Source organism: Bacillus cereus group sp. BfR-BA-01379, from assembly GCF_022663605.1.
Lineage (GTDB): Bacteria > Bacillota > Bacilli > Bacillales > Bacillaceae_G > Bacillus_A > Bacillus_A mobilis.
This window is the reverse complement of the sequence record NZ_JAKUFT010000011.1, coordinates 77,153-95,264: the sequence shown is the minus strand read 5'-3', so window position 1 is coordinate 95,264 and position 18,112 is coordinate 77,153. Positions and strand designations below refer to the sequence as shown.

Genomic DNA, 18,112 nt, shown 5'->3' with positions numbered 1-18,112 from the left:
GTACAAGGAAATGTAACTGCGGAATATGTAAAAATTTACGGAAATACACAAATGAATAGTGATGCTCATATTGAAAAAACGAAAGTAAGAGGTATGATAGAAATTAAAGGAAAGTTTACTGGTGATTTCGTAGATGTAAAAGGCGCTTTAAATGTGAAAGGAGATATCGAAGTGGAAGAACTATCACTAACTGGTGGTCTTGAAAGTGATGGATTACTTAATGCTGAAAATATTGAAATTTCACTTCGTTATGAAGGAAGCAAAGTGAGAGAAATCGGTGGTAAGAAGATTACCGTTCGTAAAAAAGCGAGATTCATTCCATTTACAAGTCACGCAGGAAGCCTCCAAACGTCTATCATTGAAGGAGATGAAATTTATTTAGAGCATACGATTGCTGAAGTAGTAAGAGGAAACAACGTTACTATTGGTCCAGGATGTGAAATTAGTGTTGTAGAATATCATACTAGTTTTAACCAAAAAGGTAATGCAGTCGTAAAAGAACATAAACAAATATAAGTAGTACGAGGGAGAGCAAGATTATGGTTGAGAAGAATAATAAGCTCGGCTTTGTTGTGGCGGGCTTATTGCTAGGTATTTTAATGGCATCAATGGATAATACCATTGTCGTAACAGCAATGGGAACGATCGTTGGTGACTTGGGAGGCCTTGAAAACTTTGTATGGGTCGTTTCTGCCTATATGGTCGCAGAAATGGCAGGTATGCCGATATTTGGAAAACTATCAGATATGTATGGTAGAAAAAGATTCTTTATTTTCGGTTTAATCGTCTTTATGATTGGTTCGGCACTTTGTGGTACTGCTGAAAATATTACACAGTTAGGTATTTATCGTGCCATTCAAGGTATTGGCGGCGGGGCATTAGTACCGATCGCGTTTACTATTGTTTTTGATATTTTCCCTCCTGAAAAACGCGGGAAAATGGGTGGATTATTCGGAGCAGTATTTGGTTTATCAAGTATTTTTGGTCCGTTACTTGGTGCGTATATTACAGATTACATTAGCTGGCACTGGGTATTTTACATTAACTTACCGCTTGGCGTTTTAGCACTTATTTTTATTACATTCTTTTATAAAGAATCACGAGTTCATAGAAAACAAAAAATTGATTGGTTTGGCGCAATTACTTTAGTTGGTGCAGTAGTTTGTTTAATGTTTGCTTTAGAGCTTGGTGGACAAAAGTATGATTGGGATTCTAGCTTTATTTTAAGTTTATTTGGCGGATTCGCTATTTTAATTATTGCATTCATTTTTATTGAACGTAAAGTAGAAGAACCAATCATTTCATTTGAAATGTTTAAACAACGATTATTCGGAATGAGTACTATTATTGCATTATGTTACGGTGCTGCATTTATGTCAGCAACTGTTTATATACCGTTGTTCATTCAAGGTGTATACGGTGGTAGCGCAACAAACTCGGGATTATTACTTTTACCAATGATGTTAGGATCAGTCGTAACAGCGCAATTAGGTGGATTTTTAACGACGAAGCTTAGTTACCGAAACATTATGATTATTTCCGCGGTTATTATGCTGATTGGACTATTCTTATTAAGCACATTAACGCCAGAAACAAGTCGTATATTATTAACGGTTTATATGATTATCATTGGATTTGGAGTAGGTTTCTCATTCTCTGTACTAAGTATGGCAGCTATTCACAACTTCGGTATGGAACAGCGAGGATCTGCAACTTCAACGAGTAATTTCATTCGTTCATTAGGAATGACACTTGGTATTACAATCTTCGGAATGATCCAAAGAACAGGTTTCCAAGATCAATTAGAAGAAGCATTTAAAGGGATGAGCGGAGGAATGAATACAAATGCTTTAGGAGATTCAAGAGCTATTCTATCAGAATCGGCAAGATCTCAAATCCCGCCGCAAATATTAGATAAAATTATTGAAGCTCTTTCTAGTTCAATTGTTCAAACATTTATGTGGGCATTAGTACCAGCTGGTTTAGCATTCGTATTTATTTTCTTTATGGGAAATGAGCGCATGGTAATTAAGAAACAACAAACGAATAAAAAGAGCGAAACATCAAAAGCGTAATGAAAAAGCTCCTTTCCAATTGGAAGGGAGCTTTTTCGTATGTACGGATTTAGATTAGCCTTCGATAATTTCGTATTCTTCGTCTGCTAATAATAAAACTTGTGTTTTCTTACCTTTGTTTTGAACTTCGATTACATCGTATGCACCTAAGTCTCTTAGCTTGCTTTGAGAAGCGTTAACCATAACTTCCATAGAATCAATTAAGATATCTTCTTCAATGTATGATTCAGGCAATGCCATATCTTCTGTTTCTAATACACATGCATATAGATTTTGTAAGTTTTCAGCAGTTGGGTTTTGTTCCTCAACATCAATGATGTTTTTTACTGCTTCCATATTTTCTTCTTTTGCTTGGTATACTTTAATTTTAGCCATTGTTTTATTCTCCTTTATAACGTAATCGTAGAGGCTACACCTTATTATAACGTTTTTTTCATGAAAGATGAAATTGTTATATGTATTTATAGGAGAATTTATGTGCTATTCCTCATTATTAGCGTAATTTCATTATTAACGTGATGAATAAGTAACTATATTCTGGCGTTAAAGTTATATTGTCCAAGCTTTTCTCAGATTCCGCTCATATTATATGTATTAGATAAAACATATAGAGAAGGGATGGAGTGTAAGTGGGTTGTGAGCCGAAACGAAATCATCGATGTTGTCAAAAAAGCATATGTGAATTTTTACAAAGTCTAGAACCGTTTACGAAAGTGGAGAGTATCGTAATAGGTGGAAACAAAATTGTTGTATCTTATTTTCTTTCATTTAATGAGAGGGAAGGTATTGTATCATTCGTACAAGAGGACGATGAGGTTATCTTTGTAGATTGCTCTAGGATTGATGCAATTCAAATAGGAAAGGTTTGTAGTTGTAAAACGAAAGTTAAATTTATTGAATTGGATTTTAGTCTTCTTGGAAATGTGTGTCCGCAATGTTTAACGGAGGGAAGTACACTCTTTTTCGACTTTCACAATCCAGAATTGAATGTATCACTACAAGCAAAAACAATTGATGCACCTAGTTGTACTGAGTTTATAGATGAGATGGGGAATGTCGTAAAACAAATTACTATAATAGGTGAAGCAATTGTTTCGAAAGATTTTGTTCAAGTGCCTGAACTATTAAACTTTCGATTAGTTTTATCTGATACGGCTGCGAATCCTGTAAAGTTTGGAATACTGTTCATTAATTTCCCAGATCTTACGTTTATTTTTCTTTTCGCATCGAGTGGATATCTCAACATCTCGAACTGTTTGAAAATCGAGAGTGGAGCTGGTAATACTGAGATAGAAGAGATGAAAAAGATGATATCGAATGACGAGCATACGTACACATCAGTTGTTAAAGTGACTAAAGTATATAAAAACGGAGGAACAGAATCATTTGTTTATAAGAATGAGTTATAACATATGTATTTAAATGAACCCTTAAACTAATGTTGAGGGTTTTTACATAATAAAATATAGATTGCGAATTATTATTAAGTATATTAACTGTAAACCTTGTTACAGGACAGCCATTTACTTATTATTAGATGTTATAATAATTTTATATTTATGAATAATTTATAATAATATGAAGTTTAGTAGAAGTTTGCTTATATGTAGAATAAAAGGACTTATGAAAAAAGTAGAAGTACATTGATTCTAACGAAAGAAGGAATGCGAATGATATATGAAGCGAATATATATACGAGAGAAAAATTAGTTACTATGTTCGAAGATTTCAATAATGTTGTTTTACTTTCTTATTTACAAGGACATATGGGAACTGCTTGGGTAAATGATCTTGAAAATCCAACAGTAGCGCAAGTTACGGTAGGGATCTTTACATTTTACGCTGGGGATTCGAATGCGAAAGAAACTGAAGAATTAATACGTAACATTCCTGATAGAATGTTAGTAATCGCAAATAGTGAAGAGTGGAAAAAACGCCTAGAAACATGTTACGAAAGAAAAATAGATAAGTTTTTACGCTATAAATTCAAACGTAATGCGGAAGTTTTTGATCGTTCAAAATTACAATCTTTTATATCTGCGCTTCCAAAAGGATACGAGTTACGAAGAATAGATGAACATATTGTAAATATCCCTACATTACATAAGGTTTCTGAAGATTTTACAAGTCAATTTCAATCAGTAGAAGATTATTTAAACCGAGGTATAGGGTATAGTATTTTGTACAACGGAGTAGTTGTATGCGGTGCATCATCATATAGCATTTATGATAATGGGATTGAAATCGAAGTGGCGACTGATCTCAATCATAGAAGAAAAGGATTGGCGACTATAGTTAGTGCAGCGTTAATCTTGGCCTGCTTAGAAAAAGAGATATATCCAAACTGGGATGCAGCGAATACTACATCTGCTAAACTAGCTGAGAAGCTAGGATATGTTTTTGATAAGGCGTATGATACTTATTTTGTGGATAATAGTTGAATTCGTTTTAAATAAAAGAGCAGCTAGCAAAAGCTAACTGCTCCTCTCCAAGGGAGAATGGAGAAATACAATCATGTTACTTACAGTATTGGCGGAACAGTAATTTTTAATCAAATTACGATATAAGTTTAGATAAAATATCTTTGATTAAACCTGATGCTCCGATAAAGAGTACTGATAGGAAAACGATTGAGAATATACTTTTTTTTAGGTTTTTTAAACTCTAGGTAAATGTTAATAATGGCACCAATTGCAACTACAATAAAGATAACGAGTCTTACTACATCTATCATGAATAACGCTCCTTTTTATTACTTAATTGTATTTTATAGGAATACGTCTTCTGATTGGTTTATTGGAATACGATTTAAGGTAACTTAAAAAAATAATCTTTTATACGAATGTAATGTTAGGAGAAAAAGTAGTAATTCTATCTCTTGTAGAAGCTGATGGTGACCAAATAAAGTACGATTTTTAGTTGAGTGGGAGAAATAATTTATATTTTGATATACGATCTTTTTAGGCGCACTTACAGCTTACATAATAAAATATGCTTATCATAATGATCTAAACACCAATTATATTTTTTTAGAATAATTGGATGAACTACTTCTTTCGTAGTATCGACCTCAGTATAGCCATATTTCTTATAAAAGTTTTCTAATTCCTCAAAAGGAAGACAATATATATGTTGTACTTGTAATTTCTTCGCAGTTTCTACTAAAAATGAAACAAGTTCCCCAGCTAATTGTAGACCTCTAAATTTAGGGAGAATAAAAATTCCACCCATTTCAATAGTATCTTCATCTATTTGGACTAAACGTCCAACACCTGCATATTCATTGTTGTATGTAATGATTGCGACTTTCTCTCGGTTTAAATCACTTCGTACAAATCCTATTGAGTCATATTGATTATTAATCCATTCTAGATCATTAGATGTGGCTAGGTGAATACTCATAAGAATCCTCCTTTGGAAAATTTGTGCTATTGTTATTATATAGAATAAAATAATAGGAAAAAAGCGGTTATAATGGCATGATTTTTATTAACAGTTCAAGTTTTGAAGAATAGTGCATACAATATAAAGTCTTTTCCTTTCTTCATTTAAGTTTTACGTATATAATTTAAAAGTACTATTTTTATTTTATATTTTTTATATTTATAACAGAATAGAGGTTTAAAAATGGGTGTTAAAATCATTACGGATAGTGCAGCGGATTTACCGGTAGAATTGCTGCAAGCATATGATATTGATTTAATTCCACTCCGTGTTTATGATGAAGCAGAAACAGAGTATTTAGATGGAGTTACATTAGAGTCAGTTACATTATTGCAAAACATGAGAGAAGGCGCAGTTTATAGAACGTCATTGCCATCACTTGAAACTTTCCAAGAAAAATTTGTTTCTTATGCAAAAGAAGGTAATCCTTGTATATATTTAGCTTTTTCATCTGAACTATCTGGTACATATCAATCGTCAGTTGTTATTAAAGAAGAAGTGAAAGAAACATATGCAGATTTAGATTTAGAAATTATTGATACGAAATGTGCTTCGCTTGGTCAAGGGCTTGTCGTATTAGAAGCGGCTAAAATGGCGAAAGACGGCGCATCAAAAGAAGATATTTTAAAACGTGTCGATTTTCTAATGAACCATATAGAACATATCTTCACTGTAGCTGACTTACAGTACTTAGTGAGAGGTGGGCGTTTAAGTAAAGTAGCTGGTTTTATCGGTGGTTTACTAAACATTAAACCGATCTTAAACGTGCAAGAAGGAAAACTTGTACCACTTGAAAAGGTAAGAGGGAAAAAGAAAGTACTAAGCCGAATTGTAGATATTATGGAAGAGCGCGGAAAAGATCTTAAAGATCAAACAATCGCTATGACCCACGGTGATGACTTAGAAACAGCTGAAGCATTAAAAGGATTAATTACAGAAAGATTTGGCTGTGAAGTATTTATCGTAAATACAATTGGAGCAGCAATTGGAGCACATACAGGACCTGGTGCGTTAACATTGTTCTTCTTAAATGAGGTAGAGTAAAGGATTGATCTTTTGATCAATCCTTTTTTAATCTAATTTAATTGTTTTATGTGAATAAAATATATAATTATTTATTAACTTTCTCTTTAATAGGTAAGAAAGTAGATAGGAAAGTAATGATAACTAGTCCAAAGCTGATTCTTTCAGTTTGATCAATTACTAAGTCATTTTTCCACTGATAAAGGAAAGAAGCGATTATTAAAAGTAAAGCAGCGCCTCCAACATATCTTACTATTTTTCGTGCGGATTCTTCTTTAAATCTTACAATCATGTTTATCATCCTTTCGTTTTTATTGAATAATTCGACAAGCTAATTTCTAGGATTTGATATTAATAATTCATCTATTAAATTTATTTGGTATATAATAGATATTTTTTATGTATTAGGTAAATGTAATGAACTATAACTATCTAAATGAAGAATGATAGCTTACATGTAGTTAAATCCTTTTCATTAAGTTTATCGTAATTCAAGTATATGATTCTGTGTTTGTTAATAACAAGTAGTAAAATTACATGAAAAAAATGGACGAAAAATCTAAATTTTAACCATTAAATTTAACAAAGTATCTAGAAATAATCATAGTATGAATGTAAAATTAAAATGCATGATACATTTTTTTACATTTGTAAAGTTATGCATTTTCTTAGTATGAAAGATTAAGCAATACATAATGGCTTATTTAGTAAAAAGTATGAAATGGTTAAGCAGGGAGAGTAGAAAGATGGAAATAGGGGAACGTATTCGGCAAGTTCGTATGCATAAAGGATTGACACAGGGGGAGCTCGTATCAGAAATATGCTCAGTAACCTATTTAAGTAGAATTGAGAGTGGGAAAATCAAACCATCACCTTCTTTTATAACGAAGGTTTCTAAAAAGTTAGAAGTTAAGAGCGATTATCTTATAAATGGAAATTACGAGGAGATAAAGTTTACTATTTTTAAAATATGTAATAAATATAAAAAAGATAAAAGTATTACAGAAGCTGACTTATCTTTGTTAGAATTATACGTTCGTGAAGTGGATTCAATGCATTTATTACTAAAGGTATATGGTGTACTTATATATTATTATGCCCGAAAAAAAAACGTTTTACATGTAAAGTCGCTTATAGATCAAGCTTCGCAAATGATACCAAGTCAGGTCGAACTACAAGATCCAGAAGATTATATTTATTACTTAAAAGCCCGAGGTTTATATTTTTATAATAAACAAGACTACATTGCTGCGCATGATATTTATGTACAGGCAGAGAGTTTACTTGGTGTAGAAGAAACTGAACAACATGGTCATATATACTATAATTTATGTCATGTATATAAGGAGCTTTATAAAGATAAAAGTATTAGTCGTTTGTATGCCTTAAAAGCTTACAACGTATACAGAAAAAATGGTATGCAGAAAAACGTAATAAATACACTTTTAATGCTTGCAATATTGTATATTATGGATGAGTTATATGAAAAGGCACTTGAAATTTTACAGCAAGTAGAAAAAAGTTTGGCTATTAATGGTGATTCAAAGTATTTACCTATAATTTCATATGATTACGGGAAAATTTATCAAGGCTTGAAAGACTATACGAATGCCATTAAATACTACGAAAAAACTTTGGAATTAAGTGAATTTTTATCACAGAAAGATCAAAAAGTATATGCGTTACGAAACATGTTGGAGATTTACATAGAACTTAAAGATTGGAAAAATGTTAATAAAGTTATGAATGAAGCATTTCGTTTTTTATCGATTTATGATGTGCCAATTGCATTTGTCCAACTATATGGTTTGAAAGCTAAAGTATTCAAAATACGTGGGGATTATTATGAATATGAAAAAAATATGCAAAAAGCAATTGAAGTAGGAGTAGAAAAAAGCCAACAGCGTTTAGTTGCTGAATTCTCCTATGAATTAGGTAACTTTTATAATGAAAATCGCTCTTATAAATTATCTGCAAAGTATTTTAAAATATCAGCTGAAAATAAAATGGATTTATAATGCAGTTTAGCCAAAATTCTTATGAATTGTAAAGAGTTATCCAAAAGAGTAGTATATTCTATACTTTTTGGATAACCTTTTTTATTACTATTCTATAATTACTGTTTGATATGGCGGATTTTTCTTTTATTAGAAATTAATATTTTTTCCAGCAGCAATACCATTCATCTGTTTATGTTATATGTGTTTCAGTAGCATAGGAAAAGAATATAAATAAGAATGTGTTTATAGAAATCTAAATATTTAAAGATATTAATTTTTTTACATTTCATTTATAATTGTGAGGGGAGAAACATCTGTAACTATTTGTAAAAATAGGAGGCGGCTATAAAAATGCAAGAAATTGCTAGGTGGGATTTAGATCAATTGTATCCAATTGAGGATATTCTAACTCCAATATTGGAGTTGAAAGAACAATATTATGTGACAAAAGATGTAGAGATTCTTTCAAAACTTATACAAGCTATTGAAAAAGCAGAATACTATATGTATTGCCGATCGGCTGAAGAAAGTGTTACATCTGAACTTGCTATAGCGTTTACGACAGTAAAAGATTTGAAAAGAGAAGTGCAGCAAGTAATACAGCAAAGTGAAATGGAAACTTCCAATAATCTTAATACTAATTTAATAAAAGATGAACTTGATGCATGGGAAAATATGTACATACAATTAAGAAATAAGATAGAAATAGAGCACAATAATAAACAATTATCATTTGGTCACGCAAATAACATTGCACTGAATAGTGATAATGAAAAGGAAAGATTAGAAGTATTCGAGTTATTAACAAGTGCCTTACATAAGGAAAAAGAAATCTTCGCTACTGTCTTAAATCAAATAGGGAGATTACGCAATACAAAGAGTAATGAATTAGAAGAAAGAGAGATTTTAACGCAATCTCTACATGCGAATGGTATTTCTGAAACTGTATTATTACAAATGTGGAATGCGACAGAAGAAAATCTTGATACATTAGTAAGTGCTTTAAACGTGTGTAAGAAGGGGGAAGCTTCGATTACATGGCATGAACTTATGACCGTAAAGGAAAATAATGAGGTTCATATCCCTTTTTCAGTAGCAGTTCAAAACATATACGATGCGTTCGAAAATATAGATAAAGAATTAGCAGAATTTGCACGGAATGCAATAGAGAGTGGATGGGTGGATGCGGAACCGAGAGATAATAAACCACCTGGTGGATTTTGTGCTCCATTTTTCAGTGAAAAAGAATCACGAATCTCTATGCGTTATGACGGAAGTATCGATAGTGTAAGAGTACTTGCGCACGAACTAGGACATGCTTGGCATTTTTATAATATGAGTTTTGAGCAATCTACTTCTTTTTTAGATGATTATTTGCCAATGAGTACGGCTGAATCGGCGTCTATTTTCTTTGAAACGATACTGCTAAACTATCTAATTCAAACAACAGATAGTATAGATATGAAAAAATCATTGCTTAGTTGGAAAATAAGAAACTGTTTTAATTATGTAATGGCAATTCGGGCATCATTTGAATTTGAAAAGAATTTTTATGAAAAATGTAAAGAAGGTCCTTTAAGTGCTGATGAAATCGAGAGGTTATCTATAATAGCACAAGAAAAAGCATACGGGAATGCATTATTAGAATATCAGCCGTTTGTTTGGATGAAATATGTTCAGTTTTATATAGCAGATGTACCTTTTTATAATTATCCATACATATTTGGGTATTTAGCTAGTTTTAGTTTATTAGAAATAGCTAAAGAAAGTAAAAGTACTTTTCATTTAAAATACAAAGAGTTTTTACGAGAAACAGGAAAAGCTCCAGTGGAAGAGCTTATGAAAAAACATTTTGAAATAGATATAACAAGCTATGTATTCTGGGATAAAGCTTTTAAACAAATTTCTAAAGATATTGATGAATATTTGAGGCTTATTTAGAGTGAAAAAGGGGACAACATACATGAACAGAATAGGAATTATCGGAGCAATGCAAATTGAAATAGACTTACTTTTAGAAAAACTAGCTATACAAGAGGAACAGACGATTGCGGGAATGCCCTTTTACATTGGCGAATTCATGGGAACAGAAGTAATTATTACACGTTCTGGTGTAGGGAAAGTAAATGCAGCCGCATGTACGCAAATATTAATTCATAAATTTGATGTAGATGCTATCATCAATACGGGTGTTGCTGGAGGGCTACACCCAGATGTAAAAGTTGGTGATATCGTTATTTCAACGAATGTTACCCATCATGATGTAAGTAAAACTCAAATGAAAAACTTATTCCCGTTCCAAGAAGAATTTGTCGCAAGTAAGGAATTAGTAGAGTTAGCACGTATTGCATGCGATAGTAGTAGTTTACATATGGAAGTTCATGAAGGAAGAATCGTCAGCGGTGAATGTTTTGTTGAAGATTCAAAACTAAAAGCGAAATTAATAGACGATTATGCACCACATTGTACAGAAATGGAAGGCGCAGCAATTGGACATGTTGCGCACATAAATGATATACCGTTTCTCGTTATACGATGTATTTCTGACAGTGCAGACGATGAAGCTCAAGTTTCCTATGATGATTTCGCAAGAACTGCCGCAAATTATTGTTCAGAAATTATCGTTGAGATGCTAAAAAAGATATCGAGTAATACTTATAGTTCAAAAGGAGAGAATGAAATGTTACAAGCATTAATTTTTGATATGGACGGAACGTTATTTCAAACAGATAAAATTTTAGAATTATCGTTAGATGATACTTTTGATCATTTGCGTTCATTACAATTATGGGATACGGTAACACCTATTGATAAATACCGTGAAATCATGGGTGTTCCGTTACCGAAGGTTTGGGAAGCTTTATTACCAGATCATTCTCTTGAAGTAAGAGAACAAACAGATGCATATTTTTTAGAAAGATTAATTGAAAATATTAAGAGTGGAAAGGGGGCATTATACCCGAACGTAAAAGAAATTTTTACATATATAAAAGAAAATAATTGTTCAATATATATTGCTAGCAATGGTTTAACTGAATATTTACGAGCAATTGTATCTTATTATGACTTAGACCAATGGGTTACTGAAACGTTTAGTATTGAACAAATAAACTCACTTAATAAAAGTGACTTAGTAAAAAGTATTTTGAACAAATATGATATAAAAGAAGCAGCGGTAGTTGGAGACCGGTTATCTGATATACGTGCAGCGAAAGATAATGGCTTGATTGCGATCGGATGTAATTTTGATTTTGCACAAGAAGGTGAACTTGCTCAGGCAGATATAGTAATAGATGATTTATTGGAGTTGAAGGGGATATTGCCTGTTGTGCAGGGGTAATAAAGTCATTTTAAAAAATTATATAATTGTATAAAAGGCCTTCTTCCACTAGCGGAATAGAATTCATTTGTGATAAATCAGTAATCGTTTGATTTATTTTAAAACTGAGTAGAGGATTATAAATTGTGCAGTTTTTTGCCAATACCTATAAGTCTTATTTCACGGGGGAAAGTATGCTTAAAGATAATTTTAAAATTAGTAATATTCCTACGGTTTTATGGGGAGATAAGAGTGAAAAAATTTTTATTGCAGTACATGGAAATATGTCCAATAAGGAAGATGCAGTTATTCAAATATTAGCTGAAGCAGCCAATCAAAAAGGTTATCAAGTATTAAGCTTTGATTTACCTGAACATGGAGATAGGAAAAATGATAATACTCCTTGTAAAGTACAGTTTTGTGTTAGTGAATTATCTATAATCATGAATTACGCAAAAGAACATTGGAAAGAAGTAAGTGTGTTTGCATGTAGTATCGGAGCTTATTTTAGTCTTTTAGCCTATAAAAATGATGTGATAGAAAAGGCATTATTTTTATCACCAGTAGTTAATATGGAACGAATTATCGAAAATATGATGAAATGGTTTAATGTAACACCAGAACTTTTGCAAAAAGAAATGACTATAGAGACACCTATTGGTCAAAGATTATATTGGGATTATTTATGCTATGTAAAAGAACATCCTATTAATTCATGGAATACAGATACATATATTATGTACGGAGCCAAGGATGAACTGTGCGAATTTGAAACTATTAATTATTTTACAAAAAAATATCGTTGTGAATTAGAAGTCATGGAGACGGGTGAACATTACTTTCATACTGTAGAACATTTAAAGATATTTGAACAGTGGTTACACAAACATATCAATTAACAAATTATAATTTATTTTGAGTCTGTTAGAGAAGAATGATGAATATATAAACTAATACAATATTTGAGAGATATTATAAATGTATTTACTTAAACGGCTTTATTCATGACTTTTGAGTACAAATAGCTTTAAATATATAGAAGTTAAACAATTATATTATCGATTTACATCTGAAGTGAAGAAAAATCATTCTATGAATTGAATAAAGTAACAACCATAAAAATGCTCAGAATAAAATGATTCTAGAGCATTTTTATGCATTTTCACATTAAGGGGGGAATTTAATTGAAAGATATACATATTCAAGAAATAGAAAATTTGAAGAAATATGTATTCAATCATCTAGTTCAAGAGAGTGAAGAAGAAGGCTTTAACTTCCTAAAAAAATTAATAAGTGATTATGAAAATAAAATAAACACATTTAATAAAATTGGTGAATGTTTATATGGTATTTTTCAAGGGGAAAAGTTAATTGGAATAGGAGGGTTAAATGAGGATCCATATACAGAAAATAATAAGGTTGGCCGATTAAGGAGATTTTATATTTCAAAGGACTACCGTCGTATAGGACTAGGGAACTTGTTATTAAACCGGCTATTATCCCATGCGGAAAAGTATTTTAATGTGGTTGTTTTACGTACAGATACAAAGCAAGGTGGTGCGTTTTATACTGCCAATGGATTTGTGAAAGGAGAATTTTATAAAGAATCTAGTCACTATAAAGTATTATATGAGTAAAAAAAGAGACCTCTTCTTATAAAAATAAGCTTATGAAGTCTCTATTTTCTGTTTAATCCTGTTTAACATTCATTTCTTTCAATAACCCCTTCGGATCACCTTTCACATAATAAAAGTGCGGGTTGTTTTCATCATCGTAAAGCATAATATAAGGCTTTTGATTAAGTGGTAGAAGAATTAGTACTTCATCAATTGTTGTATGTAACCATTGATTTGTAATAGAAACTGGTTTAGATAAAGGAATTTTTATCATGTGACCATCTTTTGGAACGACGTTTAAGTTTTTAAATGGGCCAGTAATGGATTTAGCATATTGAACAGCTTCTTTTTGAATAGCTGGATCTAAAGATTGTTTTTGAATGACCATTTCTTTTTGACAATCAAATACTTCAATTTGTTGATTTGTATTTGCGAGCGCATTTGTTGATAATAAGAAGCAGAGAAGAGTAATGACCCCGATTTTTTTAATCATAATACAACACCTCGTCTTTACTATACCCTTAAAAGGTTCAAATATTTTTCTGTCACATTGATGTAACAAAGAAGTTGTATAATACAATTGGTTTTTGTTTAAAAGCAATGGAGGATAATGCATGAGAGTATTAATCGCAGATGATGAACAAGATATGTTAAGAATTTTAAAAGCTTATTTTGAGAAAGAAGGCTTCGAAGTTTTATTAGCGAAAGATGGAGAGGAAGCACTTCAAATATTTTTTGATGAAAAAATTGATTTAGCTATTTTAGATTGGATGATGCCGAAACATAGTGGTATTACTGTCTGTCAAGAAATAAAAAAGAATTCAAGTGTAAAGGTATTAATGCTTACGGCGAAAAGTGAAAGTGAAGATGAATTAGCAGCGTTTCAAAGTGGTGCAGATGAATACGTAAAAAAACCATTTCATCCAGGCGTACTCATTACGCGAGCGAAAAAGCTAATACAGCACGATGATGTCATTCAAGTTCAAGATTTGAAAATAGATTTCACTAAAAATAAAGTTTATAAAAATGACAAAGAGTTGGATATTACAAAAACAGAGCTAGAATTAATAAAGTGTTTTTTAAATCATAAAGGCATGATTTTAACTCGCAAAAAATTGTTAGATATCGTATGGGGATTTGACTATTTTGGAGAAGAGCGAACTGTTGATACACATGTAAGAAGATTACGTAAAAAAGTAGGAGAGAATATCATAAAGACGCACCGCGGGCTAGGATATAGTTTGGAGGAGCAGAGTGAATAAACTTGGAAAAAAGCTATTTCTCAGCATTTCTTTAACTGTTATTCTTATTTTTACAATCTCTTTATTATTAATTAACTATCTTTTACCGAAATATAATATTTACAAAACGCGAGAAAGCTTAGAAGGTATAACAGCACAGATACAGTCCATACCGAGTAAACAACTGGATGAAGCAATTACTAGCATTGAAAATGAAGGAAATGTTACGATTGCGTATACATCCATAAAAGACTCTGAAGATCATATTAATGATGAATTACGTATGCAACTTTCAAGAAAAAGGGTTGCCCTTAATAAACTTTGGATTACTAAAGAAGAAATAACGAAAGTAAAGCACTTCGGGCAATCGAATAAAATATATGATCAAGAGAAGATGAAATCTAGCTTTTTTGTGAAATACATTGCGAAAGACGATATGTTGATTTTAGTAGGGGTTTCGATCGCAAATTCTAATGAAGTCATAAAAACGTTAAATACATTTTATTTGTACATTTTAGGCATTACGATTTTTCTCATTATCGTACTTGTATGGATACTTTCAACAACAATCACTAGACCATTGAAAGAATTAAGTGAAGTGGCAGAAGATATTTCAAATTTGAAATTTGAACGAGCGAAAGTGAAAACAAATGATGAAATAGGGGAATTAGCTAATAGTATTAATGTCATGAGTGATAAACTACATGAGGCACATGAAGATTTAACAGATCGAAATGAACATTTAAAACGATTTATGGGTGATGTAACGCATGAATTAAAAACTCCAATCGCTTTAGTAAAAGCATATTCTATGGGAATAAAAGATGGTTTAGATGATGGTACATACATAGATACTATTATTAAACAAACGGATCACATTTCGAACTTAATTGAAGAGTTATTACGATTTTCTAAACTAGAGAGAGATGTTTTACAAAAAGAACAATTTTCTATTGTATCACTAGTCCAAAGTATATTAGATAAACATAAGATTGAACTGGAATCGAAAGAAATTGATTTGCATGTGAACTATAATGTTGGAGATGCAATTATTTATGCAGATATAAATAAAATGAGAATGGTGTTTCAAAATTTAATATCTAATGCGATAAAATATACAGCAAATCAACATATAAAAATTACTTTAGAAGAACGAAATGACAGTGTATATTTTCAAATCCAAAATGGTATGAATGTAGAACATATGAAAGATATCGATAAAATTTGGGAACCTTTTTACGTCTTAGAATCTTCTCGTAGTAAAGACCATTCCGGTACAGGACTAGGTTTAGCGATTGTGAAAAGTATTTTAGAAAGACATGGTTTTGATTATGGTGTCTATACAATAGAGGGAGATATACGATTTTATATTAATATGAAGAATGACTAATTCAATACTATTAGAAACATCGTCTATTATTAGGCGATGTTTTTTATTGATTATATGAGAGTAGGAAATTAGAATATATAACCTCGAAAGCTCGTTTGAAGGATGTTCTACCCATTTTTCAAGTTATCGCATAAATATAAACTGAATTTTCAGTAATTTTGTTGTATAGTAAAAAGGAGACATATATGGGGAGGAAAGAATATGGGGAAAAAGAAAATAGCAATTACATTATCGACAATCGTATCTTTATCAGTTACATCAGGAGTTTCTAGTATGACTGCGTATGCAGACAAGAAAGAAACAAACTACATAAATGAGAATGACGTGAAGTTAAATGGGAAAGTTGCAGAAGGACTACAATCGAATACGAAGATCGAATTAGAAAATGGGATGACAAAGCCGATTTACTCGCTTGATGAAGCAATTATCGAAAATCTATTTGTAGAGACGGAAGTTGATAGTGATCGAGATGGAAAAAAGGATCGTGTATCAGTAAAGGTTATGCGTCCAAAAACAGATCCTAATGTGAAAGTGCCCGTTATATATGAAATGAGTCCATATCGATCTGGTTTAAAAGATGTTCCTGTATATAATGTAGATGAAGAATTGTATGCGTATGAAGGCAAACCGTATGGGGCTGTTAATCTTGGTTCATACGGCAATTATTATGTGCCAAGAGGCTATGCAGTGATTTTAGGTGAGAGTATTGGAACTGGAAAATCAGACGGATGTCCAACAACTGGAGATGAGCAAGAAATATTAGGGACAAAATCTGTTATTGATTGGGTAAATGGACGTGCGAAAGCATTTACAGAAAATGGTGAGGAAGTTAAAGCTGATTGGTCAACAGGAAATGTAGGTATGACAGGAGTATCTTATAATGGTACGTTACCAAATGCTGTTGCGACGACTGGTGTTGAAGGGTTAAAAACAATTATTCCAATCGCAGCGATTAGTAGTTGGTATGATTATTATCGTGCAAACGGTGCAGTCATTGCGCCAGGCGGATACCAAGGAGAAGATACAGATAATATGGCAGAAGCAGTACTAACAAGAGAAAATCCTGAAGTTTGCGGACAAGTAATAAAAGAGCTAACAGCTGGACAGGACCGGAAAACTGGTAATTATAATGATTTTTGGGATAAACGTAATTATGTAAAAGATGCTAAAAATGTAAAAGCAAGCGTATTTGTTGTTCATGGTTTAAATGATTGGAATGTTAAGACGAAGCAGTTCGCACAATGGTGGGATGCACTTGGAGAAAATAATGTTCCTCGTAAAATGTGGTTACATCAAGGTGGACACGGTGGGACATCAACTAATGACTGGCAAAGAACACAAAATAAATGGCTCGATTATTGGTTGTATGGAATTGAAAATGGAATTATGAATGAACCAATGGTTGATGTACAACGTGAAAATAAAACTTGGGAAAAATTAAAAAACTGGCCGGATCCATCGGCTGTGCCGTCAAAAGTTCGGATGTATTTAAGTAACAAAGCAGTTAATTTACCATTAAGTATGGGCTCTGCAAATAAAGTTTTCTCATTCGTAGATGATGCAAAACTGAAATCAAATCAATTAATAGCAAACCCAGAATTAGAAGTAGCAAATCGATTAGTGTATACAATGCCGGTATTACAAAAAGATATGAGAATAAGCGGGACACCAAAGATTTCAATTACAGGAAATATTGATCGTCCTGTATCAAATTTAACAGCATTACTTGTTGATTATGGCGGAGCAAAGCCTGAAATTGTTACGAGAGGTTGGATGGACCCACAAAACTTAAATAGTATAAAAGATTCAACAGCACTTAAACCAGGTAAAGATTATACATTCACATGGGACATGCAGCCAGATGATTATGTATTTAAATCGGGGCATCAAATAGGGGTTGTTTTACTCGCTAGTGACTATGATTATACAATTAGACCGAAAGCTGGAACGAATCTTACAGTGAAATTAAGTGAAGTGACATTGCCAATTGTGAAATAAATAGTT

Annotated in this window: 17 protein-coding genes; 13 read left to right on the top strand and 4 right to left on the bottom strand. The window is 31.9% G+C overall.

Annotated features, from left to right (window positions below; genetic code table 11):
* The coding region (locus MR113_RS06895) for a cytoplasmic protein (protein ID WP_242252733.1) at nucleotides 1–516 on the top strand (516 nt) is incomplete at its 5' end.
* A gap of 23 nt (nucleotides 517–539) precedes the next feature.
* Complete coding sequence (locus MR113_RS06890) at nucleotides 540–2,075, top strand: MDR family MFS transporter (RefSeq protein ID WP_242252731.1); 1,536 nt, start codon at nucleotides 540–542, stop codon at nucleotides 2,073–2,075.
* Nucleotides 2,076–2,129: 54 nt separating this feature from the next.
* On the opposite strand, the gene MR113_RS06885 is transcribed toward MR113_RS06890, so the two are convergent.
* Entirely contained in the window at nucleotides 2,130–2,450 is a 321-nt protein-coding gene (locus MR113_RS06885) for a hypothetical protein (RefSeq protein ID WP_001062734.1), read from the bottom strand.
* 254 nt (nucleotides 2,451–2,704) lie between these two features.
* Here MR113_RS06885 and MR113_RS06880 point away from each other — a divergent pair, with 254 nt between their 5' ends.
* The gene (locus tag MR113_RS06880; RefSeq protein WP_242252729.1) at nucleotides 2,705–3,484 is read left to right on the top strand and encodes a BC_2878 family exosporium-associated protein; all 780 of its coding nucleotides are present in this window, start codon (nucleotides 2,705–2,707) and stop codon (nucleotides 3,482–3,484) included.
* Between the two features lie 261 nt (nucleotides 3,485–3,745).
* Nucleotides 3,746–4,516, top strand: a complete 771-nt coding sequence (locus MR113_RS06875; protein ID WP_242252728.1) for a GNAT family N-acetyltransferase — start codon at nucleotides 3,746–3,748, stop codon at nucleotides 4,514–4,516.
* A gap of 529 nt (nucleotides 4,517–5,045) precedes the next feature.
* Here the strand turns inward: MR113_RS06875 and MR113_RS06870 are convergent.
* Nucleotides 5,046–5,477 carry a GNAT family N-acetyltransferase gene (locus MR113_RS06870; RefSeq protein ID WP_242252726.1) on the bottom strand — a complete coding sequence of 144 codons (432 nt, stop codon included), beginning with the start codon at nucleotides 5,475–5,477 and terminating at the stop codon, nucleotides 5,046–5,048.
* A 225-nt stretch (nucleotides 5,478–5,702) separates the two neighbouring features.
* Here MR113_RS06870 and MR113_RS06865 point away from each other — a divergent pair, with 225 nt between their 5' ends.
* Nucleotides 5,703–6,563 (top strand): DegV family protein, encoded by an 861-nt coding sequence (locus MR113_RS06865; RefSeq protein ID WP_061679684.1) that lies wholly within the window; start codon nucleotides 5,703–5,705, stop codon nucleotides 6,561–6,563.
* 67 nt (nucleotides 6,564–6,630) lie between these two features.
* Here MR113_RS06865 and MR113_RS06860 read toward each other — a convergent pair whose 3' ends face one another.
* Entirely contained in the window at nucleotides 6,631–6,834 is a 204-nt protein-coding gene (locus MR113_RS06860; RefSeq protein ID WP_215586438.1) for a hypothetical protein, read from the bottom strand.
* 454 nt (nucleotides 6,835–7,288) lie between these two features.
* On the opposite strand from MR113_RS06860, the gene MR113_RS06855 reads away from it, so the two are divergent.
* The 5 genes from MR113_RS06855 to MR113_RS06835 all read left to right on the top strand — a co-directional run bounded on the left by MR113_RS06855 (nucleotide 7,289) and on the right by MR113_RS06835 (nucleotide 13,498).
* Entirely contained in the window at nucleotides 7,289–8,560 is a 1,272-nt protein-coding gene (locus MR113_RS06855) for a helix-turn-helix domain-containing protein (protein ID WP_242252724.1), read from the top strand.
* Between the two features lie 333 nt (nucleotides 8,561–8,893).
* On the top strand, nucleotides 8,894–10,483 hold the full coding sequence (locus tag MR113_RS06850; RefSeq protein WP_242252722.1) for a M3 family metallopeptidase: 1,590 nt from the start codon (nucleotides 8,894–8,896) through the stop codon (nucleotides 10,481–10,483).
* 22 nt (nucleotides 10,484–10,505) lie between these two features.
* Entirely contained in the window at nucleotides 10,506–11,882 is a 1,377-nt protein-coding gene (locus MR113_RS06845; RefSeq protein ID WP_242252720.1) for a 5'-methylthioadenosine/adenosylhomocysteine nucleosidase, read from the top strand.
* A gap of 173 nt (nucleotides 11,883–12,055) precedes the next feature.
* On the top strand, nucleotides 12,056–12,760 hold the full coding sequence (locus MR113_RS06840; RefSeq protein ID WP_242252709.1) for an alpha/beta hydrolase: 705 nt from the start codon (nucleotides 12,056–12,058) through the stop codon (nucleotides 12,758–12,760).
* 285 nt (nucleotides 12,761–13,045) lie between these two features.
* Nucleotides 13,046–13,498, top strand: coding sequence for a GNAT family N-acetyltransferase (locus MR113_RS06835; RefSeq protein WP_242252706.1), 453 nt, complete (start codon nucleotides 13,046–13,048; stop codon nucleotides 13,496–13,498).
* A 52-nt stretch (nucleotides 13,499–13,550) separates the two neighbouring features.
* On the opposite strand, the gene MR113_RS06830 is transcribed toward MR113_RS06835, so the two are convergent.
* Nucleotides 13,551–13,970, bottom strand: a complete 420-nt coding sequence (locus MR113_RS06830) for a hypothetical protein (RefSeq protein WP_242252696.1) — start codon at nucleotides 13,968–13,970, stop codon at nucleotides 13,551–13,553.
* Nucleotides 13,971–14,091: 121 nt separating this feature from the next.
* Between MR113_RS06830 and MR113_RS06825 the strand changes: the two genes are divergently transcribed.
* The 3 genes from MR113_RS06825 (at nucleotide 14,092) to MR113_RS06815 (ending at nucleotide 18,106) form a co-directional block, all read left to right on the top strand.
* A complete protein-coding gene (locus MR113_RS06825) occupies nucleotides 14,092–14,739 on the top strand; it encodes a response regulator transcription factor (RefSeq protein ID WP_073515358.1) in 648 nt (215 codons plus the stop codon).
* On the top strand, nucleotides 14,732–16,108 hold the full coding sequence (locus MR113_RS06820) for a sensor histidine kinase (RefSeq protein WP_242252694.1): 1,377 nt from the start codon (nucleotides 14,732–14,734) through the stop codon (nucleotides 16,106–16,108). The genes MR113_RS06825 and MR113_RS06820 overlap by 8 nt, the downstream gene beginning before the upstream one ends.
* Nucleotides 16,109–16,309: 201 nt before the next feature.
* On the top strand, nucleotides 16,310–18,106 hold the full coding sequence (locus MR113_RS06815; RefSeq protein ID WP_242252688.1) for a Xaa-Pro dipeptidyl-peptidase: 1,797 nt from the start codon (nucleotides 16,310–16,312) through the stop codon (nucleotides 18,104–18,106).
* Nucleotides 18,107–18,112: the final 6 nt, after the last annotated feature.